Below are 9,733 nucleotides of genomic sequence, written 5' to 3'. Positions count from 1 at the left end.
AAATTGTTAAGGTAAAACCAATTGACAAATTTTGGGGTAATAAAAAGTACGCACTCACACTCGGAATTAAAGCCGCCTCCCACAATTTTCTTCTATTCACAGATGCCGACTGCAAGGTACAATCCAATCAATGGATAAAATTAATGAGTGCTCATTTTAGTAAATCTAAATCCATTGTATTGGGATATGGCGCTTATGAGAAAAAGAAAAACTCTTTTCTCAATAAACTCATCCGATTTGAAACCTTATTAACAGCAGTTCAATATTTTTCTTACGCCAATTTGGGCACTCCATATATGGGTGTTGGCAGAAATTTAGCGTATAGAAAAGATACTTTTTTTGAGGTTTCAGGTTTTATGAGCCATATGCACATCAAATCAGGAGATGATGATCTATTTGTGAATCAAGCAGCCAACTCTCATAATGTTGCCGTTTGCAATTCACTTGAGAGTTTCACATATTCACAGCCGAAAAAAAACCTAAAAAGCTGGCTTAAACAAAAACGAAGGCATGTAAGCACCGCTAAATTTTACAAAGCAAAACACAAGTTTGCATTGGGTTTGTTTTTCATTACACAACTACTCTTTTGGATTCTGGCAATAGTCCTATTAATTTTATCTTATAAATTTTATTGGGTTTTAGGAATGATTTTTATAAGATTTCTATTTCAATATATTAGCTTAACGAAAAGCGCAAATAAACTTGACGAAAAGGATCTTAGACCATGGTTTGCCATACTAGATTTGTGTTTAATTTATATTCAATTAGTTATCTTTACTAATAATCTAATTTCAAAACCAAATCATTGGAGCTAAACGATGCCATCGAAAATGCCAAAAAAAACAATCAAGCAGCATTTAAGTTTTTGCTAGATTATTTTTGGAACGACGTTTATGGATTTCAACTAAAAAGAACCAATAACGAAAGTGACGCTGAAGATATCACCATCGAAACCTTTTCAAAAGCTTTTGATAAGTTACACACTTACAATTCTGAATATAATTTTAAAACTTGGTTGATTACCATTTCTAAAAATCTTCACACGGATCTCGTTAGAAAAGAAAAAATAAGATTCTTCCAAAAAAACAATGCTTCCAACGTTGATGATTTTCATCAAATAGCTGACGAATCGCCGTCGCCAGAAGACAATATCATTACAGAGCAAAATCTAGCCAAACTATTGCGCGATATTAAAAAACTGAAACCCGCTTATCAAGAGGTAATTCAACTGCGTTACTTTCAGGAAATGAGTTATAAAGATATTGCCTCGCAAATAGATGAACCTATTAATAATGTTAAGGTAAAACTTTTGCGCGCTAAAAAATTATTAGCTGAAATTATTACAAAAAAATGACGCGCTTCAGTTTTAAATCAATCGGTCCAGGACTTATTTTTGCCGGTGCTGCCATTGGTGTTTCGCACTTAGTACAATCTACTCGAGCTGGGGCAGATTTTGGTTTCGGATTGCTATGGGCACTTTTACTCGTCACTATTTTTAAATACCCATTTTTTGAATTTGGAATGCGCTATGCAAACGCCACCGGCGAGACGCTTTTAGACGGTTATAAAAAATTGAATAAATCGATACTTCCGTTCTATTACGTTCTCACTTTTACCACCATGTTCACTATTCAAGCTGCTGTTACCATCGTGACTGCAAGTTTGGCACAAATGCTTTTCGGCGATTTTTTAAGTGTGAAAATATGGGCCATGATTATATTGCTCATTTCAACTTTAATTATATTGATCGGCAGGTATAGATTGTTAGACAATCTTATGAAAGTAATTGTAATAACACTAACCGTTAGCACTATTATAGCTGTGGCTTTGTCATTTTCTAAAAACACAACAGCCCTTAATTTCCAACAATTAATCCCAGATAACGCTACAGAAATCGCATTTTTAATTGCATTTATGGGATGGATGCCAGCACCTTTAGACTGTTCTATCTGGCAATCGCTATGGACAGTAGAAAAGCAAAAAGTATCCACATCTTTTAAAGGTAAATCGCCCTTATACGATTTTAATATCGGTTATGCGCTTACCATTTTAGTGGGCGTTTGTTTTATGAGTTTGGGTGTTCTTGTCATGTACAATTCAAACTTAACTTTTAGCAATTCTGGTGCTGAATTTTCTAATCAATTAATTAACATGTACACCAAAAGCCTGGGTAGCTGGTCATATTTAATTATCGGCATTGCTGCTTTTACTACCATGTTTAGCACAACCCTAACCACCTTAGATGCTTCACCAAGAGCCATGCATAAAACATCGTCGTTATTATTTAAAAAGTTTAAATATTTCAACTTTAAATTTTGGCTCTTTCTTCTAGCCATTGGCACGTCTGCCATATTTATTTGGTTTAGCACAGAATTGATCACTTTGGTTAAAATTGCGACCATCATTTCGTTTTTAACGGCACCATTTTATGCAATCATTAATTACAAACTCATCACAAGCAAACACATGCCTAAAGCAGATCATCCTTCGCTATTTATAAAGCTTTTAAGTTGGTTGGGAATGGTATTTTTGTTAGGTTTCGGACTTTGGTATATTGCTTCTTTATAACATAAGTTTATAATTTTACTTTGTATCTTTGCATTGAAAAAAAATTGGAATGGAAACTGAAGTAATCTCAAATATCTTACCAGAGCGTCAGGCAAAACCAAAATGGCTCAGGGTAAAATTACCAACAGGAAAAAAATACACCGAACTTAGAGGTCTTGTCGATAAATACAAACTCAATACCATTTGTACGTCTGGAAGTTGCCCAAATATGGGCGAATGTTGGGGAGAAGGTACCGCGACCTTTATGATTCTTGGCAATATTTGTACACGCTCGTGTGGTTTTTGTGGTGTTAAAACTGGAAGACCAGAAACTTTGGATTGGGACGAACCCGAAAAAGTAGCACGATCTATTAAATTAATGCAAATAAAACATGCGGTTTTAACCAGTGTTGATAGAGATGATTTAAAAGATATGGGGAGCATAATGTGGGCAGAAACTGTAAAGGCAGTGAGACGCATGAACCCTGAAACTACCTTAGAAACTTTAATTCCAGATTTTCAAGGTATTGAAAAACATCTTGACAGAATTATTGACGTTGCACCTGAAGTGGTGTCTCATAACATTGAAACTGTTAGAAGGCTGACACGTGAAGTAAGAATTCAAGCCAAATACGACCGTAGCATGCAGGTGCTAAAATATCTGAAATCAGAAGGCCAAAGACGCACCAAATCTGGCATTATGCTCGGACTGGGTGAAACGCGTGAAGAAGTCATTGAAACACTTCACGATTTACGGGCCAATGATGTAGATGTGGTTACTATCGGTCAATACCTGCAACCTAGTAAAAAACACTTACCTGTAAAACAATTTATACAACCAGAACAATTCGACGAATATAAGGCTATCGGGCTCGACTTAGGCTTTCGTCATGTTGAAAGCAGTGCCTTGGTGAGGTCTTCTTATAAAGCCCAAAAGCATATCAACTAATTATGATTAGAGTTGGTATTAACGGATTTGGACGCATAGGTAGAAGAATTTTTAGACTCATTGACGAACGACCCGATATCGAGGTCGTCGCTATTAACGATTTGGCAAATGCCAAAACTTTGGCGCACTTACTTAAATATGATAGTATTCATGGTGTTTTCCAAAATAATGTTACTTCGGATGACGACCATATCATTATAAATGAACGCGCCATAAAGCTCCTCAACGCCTCGCACCCGAAAGATATAAAATGGGATTCTTTTAATGTGGACTTTGTAATAGAATCAACAGGTAAATTTAAGCACGAAACTGATTTAATACATCATATTAATAACGGTGCAAAAAGAGTGATTTTGTCGGTACCACCAGAAGATGACCATATAAAAATGATTGTTTTAGGGGTTAATGACACTATCCTATCAAAAAATGATTACATCATTTCCAACGCTTCCTGTACTACCAATAATGCAGCACCAATGATGCAGGTAATAGAAGATTTGTGCGGTATCGAGCAAGCCTATATTACTACCATACATTCCTACACTACCGATCAAAGCCTGCACGATCAACCCCACAAAGATTTGCGTCGAGCGCGAGCGGCTGGTCAATCTATTGTGCCAACAACAACAGGAGCTGCCAAAGCATTAACCAAAATCTTTCCGCATTTATCATCTGTTATTGGTGGTTGTGGCATTAGAGTTCCAGTAGCAAATGGTTCACTTACGGACATCACTTTCAATGTAAAAAAAACAGTTACAATAGCTCAGATAAATCAAGCATTCTTAAAAGCCTCTCAAACCAATTTAAAAGGAATTCTAGAGTATACCAAAGATCCAATTGTTTCAGTTGATATCATTGGAAATCCACACTCTTGTATTTACGATTCCCAAATGACCTCTGTTATTGGAAATATGGTGAAAATACTAGGTTGGTACGATAACGAAACCGGATATTCAAGCAGAATCTTAGATTTAATATGCAATTTATCGGAAAAATAATGTATTTTATCGAATAAATAATTATATTTGACTTATTAAAAGTGTTACAATGTCCCAAATCAAATATTTAATATTTGTAATTATAGCATCTATTACAGTTCAAATACACTCACAAACGATTACAAGTGAGGATATTGAACTAATGAAGCTAAACTTAGAAAACCTACTAACACAATCGCAATTCGATAGTGAAAGAGGCGATTACTATAGTGCAAAAGACAATCTTAATAAGGCACTTGTCATATCGGTAGAACTTGACGATAAACAAAAAATAGGTGTCATACATTCTAAAATTGCCAAAATTCAATTTACTGTAGAAGAAATCGATAAAGCGTTTCTATCGCTAACCAAAGCTGCCGAAATCCAACGAGAAATAAATGATTATGCCAACTTAGCAATCACCTATAATATGCGTGGCATTTTGCATAGTAGTAAAGGTGAATATCAAATAGCATTGGATTATTTTACCTCTGCTAAAACCAAATTTGAAGAAGAAGATCTAGAGCGCTTTTTAGCCGATGTTTATTTAAACGAAGCGAAAGTTTACATTAAATTAGAAAATTATCCTGAGGCCAAAGACAGATTAGACCAAGCCGTTATAATAGCAAAAAAGTATGAGTTAAAATTTTTATTAAGTAGCGCACTGATCAATAACGGAAAAATTTTAGAGAAACTTGACAATAACCAAGCTGCTCTTGCATCTGCCCAAGAAGGATTAGATATTGCCCTAGCCAATAATTTTTCTAAAAACATGATAGATGGCTATTTGGTTTTGAGCCAACTCTATGAAGAAACAGAGGATTTTAAGCAAGCCAATATCTATATCAAAAAACATTTAAAACTTACCGACTCGCTTTTAAATATAACTCAAGACAATTTCTCCCCTGAGAAAAGCGCGCAATTATTAAGAGCCTATAACCAAGCTGAAAGACAGCAATTGATATCACAATTATCTGAAGCCGATTCTGAAAGTAATTTGGCCCGAATTACAACAATGTTAAGTATTGGTCTTATTACTATTTTATCGCTATTAACGCTTTCGCTTTATAAAAACAATAATATCCGACTTCGCACTAACAACATGCTTCATATTAAAAATGACGAGTTGATTATTGCAAAAGAAAAAGCCGAACTCGCTTCAAAAACAAAAGCCAACTTCTTATCCACCGTAACGCACGAGCTTAGAACACCGCTCTATGCCGTTACAGGTTTAACCAATATGTTGTTGGATGAGAATCCCAAGCCCGATCAAGTGCAGCATTTAAAATCGCTTAAATTTTCCGGTGAATATTTGTTGACCTTTATCAATGATATTCTTCAAATTAATAAAATTGAAGCCAATAAAGTAGAGCTAGACCCAGAACTATTCGATCTGAAGAAAAAAGTTGAAAATGTTATTTCAGCACTAAGCAATAGTGCTCACAATAACAATATTAAAATGCATTTTTCATATGAAGATAGTCTGAGTCACAATTACATTGCCGACCAGCTTAAAATTTCACAAATCCTTATCAACCTTATTGGTAATGCTATTAAATTCACCAAAGACGGAGATATTTGGGTTAGAATTTCAAAAATAAATGAAAATAAAGATGTGCATACTTTAAGATTTGAAATTGAAGACAACGGCATTGGTATCACAAAAGAAAAACAAGACCATATGTTTGAAAGTTTCTCTCAAGGATCCATTCAAATTAATAGAAAATACGGTGGTACTGGCCTTGGTCTGTCGATTGTAAAAGGACTTATTGAAATATTAAATGGAAAAATATACGTAAAAAGCGAATTAGGAAAAGGCTCAACCTTTTTCTTTGAAATCCCCTTAACCTACTCCCCAGATTCTGTTAAAGTTAAAACAAATAGTCACGCTAAAAAAATTGAAGCATTGGATTTAAGTAACATTAAAATTTTGGTGGTTGAGGATAATAAAATCAACCAAATGATCACTAAAAAGATTCTAAATAAAATGAATCTAGAGTGTGAGATAGTTGAAAACGGCGAGGATGCTGTAGAACACGTTAAAAAAACGAATTACGACGTGGTTCTAATGGATATTCACATGCCTGGTATAAGTGGTATTGAAGCAACAAAAATTATAAGAACCTTTGATAAGGAGCTTACAATATTCGCCCTTACAGCGGTGACTCTTGAAGATAAAATGCAAGAATTTGACGATGCTGGATTTACCGATATTATTTCGAAACCGTTTAAACAAGACGATTTTGAAAAGAAACTTTACAACGCGTTAAAGAAAACTCAATCGTCGAAAGCCTCTATTGAATAATAACCTTTGATGTAGGCTTCGATGCTTTTATTAAATTCTGAAGCATTGTCTAAAGTAACAGTTATTGGCAAATAATATAAAAATGTTAATGTTCCCAGTTTTGGTTGTAACCTAACGAAATCTTTTTCGGTGGTTACAAGCATTTTTTTTGTCGCTAATAATTTAATGTCTTCCTCTGTAAAATGATGATGGTCCTTATACGACAAATGTTCAAATTCTAGTCCCTTTCCATTTAAAAAATCAACCAAAGGCTTTGGATTGGCAATGCCGGTAACCAGAGTAAATGGCGAACCTTTTAAACTATTTAAAGACAATTCAGACTGTTGGTTTATAAGGTTCTCACTGTAATTAATACTGCTGAAATGAATAGATTGGTCTTCATGTAACTTCAATCTACTTCCTATTTGTAATTTTTGAGCTTCTGAAAGTTGCGGCGGACATTTCGTAACAACAATTATCTGAGCTCTTTTTGCACCCACAATTGGTTCTCTTAAATTCCCAGTTGGTAACAATATGTCATCCACATATAAATCGTCAAAAGCAGTTAACAGCATATTGAATCCTACTTTCACTTTCCTATGTTGAAAGGCATCATCGAGCAAAATAACTTCTGGTTTTTTATTTAATTTTAATAATTTATTGATGCCGCGCACCCGGCTTTCATCGACTGCTACAATCAAATTTTTATGCTTTTTATAGAATTGAAGCGGTTCGTCACCAATAATTTCTGAATTTGAGGTTTCATCTGCTAAAACAAACCCTTTACTAGTTCTTTTGTAACCACGACTTAAAGTAGCAACTGTAAAATGTGGTTGCAGTAGATGAATTAAATATTCAATCATTGGTGTTTTACCAGTACCACCAACAACCAAATTTCCTACACATATAATCGGATAATCAAAGGATTTAGATTTCAATAAACCCCAATCAAAGCATCGATGATACAACCAAGTCAGTATCCAATAGAATGGCACCAGTACAATGGCTATTTTTCTAAGTATCTTCACGGTAACGAAAGTATAATATTTTATCTTTGGTACAAACAAATATGTTATGATTATACAGGATGTAATGGACTTTCTAGAGGAATTAGCACCTTTAAAATACGCTGAAGACTTCGATAATGTTGGTCTGCTGGTAGGTAACAGAAATACCAAAATCACCAATATTTTAGTAAGTCTTGACACCTTAGAAACGGTAATAGATGAAGCGATAGAAAAAAATTGTAACCTCATCGTCAGTTTTCACCCGATAGTATTTAAAGGGCTGAAAAAATTAAACGGCAATAGCTATGTAGAACGTAGCGTAATTAAAGCCATTCAACATAACATTGCCATTTATGCCATTCATACAGCTTTAGATAACGCATGGACTGGCGTAAATGCCATTCTCTGCAAGTCTCTTAACCTAGAAAAACAAAGTATTTTAGTACCAAAAAGCGATACTATTCATAAGCTGGTCACCTTTGTTCCTAAGAAGGAAGCTGAAAAAGTGAGAACTGAATTATTTAAAGCTGGTGCTGGCAGTATTGGTAACTATAACAATTGCAGTTTTAATGTGACTGGTCTTGGTTCGTTTGAAGGCAATGAGGATTCAAACCCAGTAAAAGGTAAAAAAGGCCGTCTTCATTATGAAGAAGAAACTATGATTTCAGTAACTTTTCAAAAGCATTTAGAAAAACCCATTCTTGAAAACCTATTTGAGCACCATCCTTACGAAGAAGTAGCTTACGAAATTACTACACTTAATAACTACAATCAGCATATTGGTTTAGGTATGATTGGCGAATTAGCTGCAGAAATGCCAATTGCACAGTTTTTAGAAACCGTAAAAACAACCCTAAAAATTCCCATAATCAAACATTCAGAGTTATGTAAAACACATATAAAACGCGTTGCCGTTTTAGGAGGTTCGGGAAGTTTTGCCATTAATAATGCCATAAACGCAAAAGTCGATATTTATTTAACAGCAGATTTAAAATATCATGACTTCTTTAGTGCTGAAAATAAAATAGTTATAGCCGATATAGGTCATTATGAAAGTGAGCAATTCACAAAAAACTATTTAGTGGACTATCTCTCAAAAAAAATTACTAATTTTGCACCTGCCTTACAGGAAAGTAAGGTGATGATATCAACCACAAATACAAATCCGGTAAAGTATTTTTAATATGGCAAAAAAAGCTGAACTTTCTGTTGAAGAACGCTTAAGAGCATTGTACGACTTACAATTAATTGACTCTAGAGTAGATGAAATAAAAAATCTTAGAGGTGAATTACCACTGGAAGTGAGAGATTTAGAGGATGAAGTTGAAGGCTTGAACACACGACTGGAAAAATTAGTATCAAGTCTAGAGTTGGTTGATGATGAAATAAAAGGAAAGAAAAACCTTATTGAAGAAGCTAAAGTTCTTATTAAAAAATACAACGAACAACAAAAAAACGTTCGCAACAACCGCGAATACAATTCCATCACTAAGGAAATTGAATTTCAAGATCTAGAAATTCAATTAGCGGAAAAACACATCAAGGAATTTAAATTTCAAATCGAACAGAAAAAAGAAGTTATTTCCGAAACAAAGGATAAGCTTAAAGACCGTCAAGCCCACTTAAAACACAAAAGAAGTGAGTTAGACGCCATCATGGCCGAAACCCAAAAAGAAGAATTAGCACTGATTGAAAAATCACAAGAGTTTAAAGATAAACTCGAAGATAGATTGGTAAACGCCTATTTAAGAATCAGACAAAATGTGAAAAATGGTTTAGCCGTTGTACCCGTTGAAAGAGGTGCTTCTGGAGGTTCGTTTTTTACAATTCCGCCGCAGGTTCAAGTAGAGATTGCAACACGCAAAAAAGTAATTACTGACGAACACAGTGGCAGAATTTTGGTTGATCCAGAATTAGCAGAAGAAGAAAAAACTAAAATGGAAAAACTTTTTGCAAAATTGTCATAAAG

9 protein-coding genes are annotated in these 9,733 nt (G+C 34.5%); 8 read left to right on the top strand and 1 reads right to left on the bottom strand.

What is annotated here, in order from left to right; genetic code table 11:
- The 6 genes from V7Z48_RS05910 to V7Z48_RS05885 all read left to right on the top strand — a co-directional run.
- The coding region (locus V7Z48_RS05910; protein WP_334112477.1) for a glycosyltransferase family 2 protein at positions 1-815 on the top strand (815 nt) is incomplete at its 5' end.
- Positions 806-1,354, top strand: a complete 549-nt coding sequence (locus V7Z48_RS05905; protein ID WP_334112476.1) for an RNA polymerase sigma factor — start codon at positions 806-808, stop codon at positions 1,352-1,354. The genes V7Z48_RS05910 and V7Z48_RS05905, both read left to right, overlap by 10 nt.
- Entirely contained in the window at positions 1,351-2,568 is a 1,218-nt protein-coding gene (locus V7Z48_RS05900) for an Nramp family divalent metal transporter (protein ID WP_334112475.1), read from the top strand. Before V7Z48_RS05905 ends, V7Z48_RS05900 begins: the two co-directional genes overlap by 4 nt.
- A gap of 49 nt (positions 2,569-2,617) precedes the next feature.
- Positions 2,618-3,496: a lipoyl synthase gene (gene lipA / locus V7Z48_RS05895; protein WP_334112474.1), complete on the top strand. Its 879-nt coding sequence runs from the start codon at positions 2,618-2,620 to the stop codon at positions 3,494-3,496.
- Positions 3,497-3,498: 2 nt separating this feature from the next.
- Positions 3,499-4,494, top strand: coding sequence for a type I glyceraldehyde-3-phosphate dehydrogenase (gene gap / locus V7Z48_RS05890; protein ID WP_334112473.1), 996 nt, complete (start codon positions 3,499-3,501; stop codon positions 4,492-4,494).
- A gap of 49 nt (positions 4,495-4,543) precedes the next feature.
- Positions 4,544-6,778: an ATP-binding protein gene (locus tag V7Z48_RS05885; RefSeq protein ID WP_334112472.1), complete on the top strand. Its 2,235-nt coding sequence runs from the start codon at positions 4,544-4,546 to the stop codon at positions 6,776-6,778.
- Here V7Z48_RS05885 and lpxK read toward each other — a convergent pair.
- Positions 6,751-7,785, bottom strand: a complete 1,035-nt coding sequence (lpxK, locus tag V7Z48_RS05880; RefSeq protein WP_334112471.1) for a tetraacyldisaccharide 4'-kinase — start codon at positions 7,783-7,785, stop codon at positions 6,751-6,753. The genes V7Z48_RS05885 and lpxK overlap by 28 nt on opposite strands.
- 46 nt (positions 7,786-7,831) lie before the next feature.
- Here lpxK and V7Z48_RS05875 point away from each other — a divergent pair, with 46 nt between their 5' ends.
- Together V7Z48_RS05875 and V7Z48_RS05870 are read left to right on the top strand one after the other, a co-directional pair.
- Positions 7,832-8,947 carry a Nif3-like dinuclear metal center hexameric protein gene (locus V7Z48_RS05875; RefSeq protein WP_334112470.1) on the top strand — a complete coding sequence of 372 codons (1,116 nt, stop codon included), beginning with the start codon at positions 7,832-7,834 and terminating at the stop codon, positions 8,945-8,947.
- 1 nt (position 8,948) lies between these two features.
- A complete protein-coding gene (locus V7Z48_RS05870; protein ID WP_334112469.1) occupies positions 8,949-9,731 on the top strand; it encodes a zinc ribbon domain-containing protein in 783 nt (260 codons plus the stop codon).
- The last annotated feature ends 2 nt before the right edge of the window (positions 9,732-9,733 follow it).

This window comes from Paucihalobacter sp. (assembly GCF_036825875.1).
Taxonomy (GTDB): Bacteria; Bacteroidota; Bacteroidia; order Flavobacteriales; family Flavobacteriaceae; genus Paucihalobacter.
This window is presented reverse-complemented; position numbering and strand designations above follow the sequence as displayed.

What these genes read in the sequence shown, in the direction of transcription:
- V7Z48_RS05900 (WP_334112475.1), top strand. Translation starts at nt 1,351, where the DNA reads ATGACGCGCTTCAGTTTTAAATCAATCGGTCCAGGACTTATTTTTGCC.
- lipA (WP_334112474.1), top strand. Translation starts at nt 2,618, where the DNA reads ATGGAAACTGAAGTAATCTCAAATATCTTACCAGAGCGTCAGGCAAAA.
- gap (WP_334112473.1), top strand. Translation starts at nt 3,499, where the DNA reads ATGATTAGAGTTGGTATTAACGGATTTGGACGCATAGGTAGAAGAATT.
- V7Z48_RS05885 (WP_334112472.1), top strand. Translation starts at nt 4,544, where the DNA reads ATGTCCCAAATCAAATATTTAATATTTGTAATTATAGCATCTATTACA.
- V7Z48_RS05875 (WP_334112470.1), top strand. Translation starts at nt 7,832, where the DNA reads ATGATTATACAGGATGTAATGGACTTTCTAGAGGAATTAGCACCTTTA.
- V7Z48_RS05870 (WP_334112469.1), top strand. Translation starts at nt 8,949, where the DNA reads ATGGCAAAAAAAGCTGAACTTTCTGTTGAAGAACGCTTAAGAGCATTG.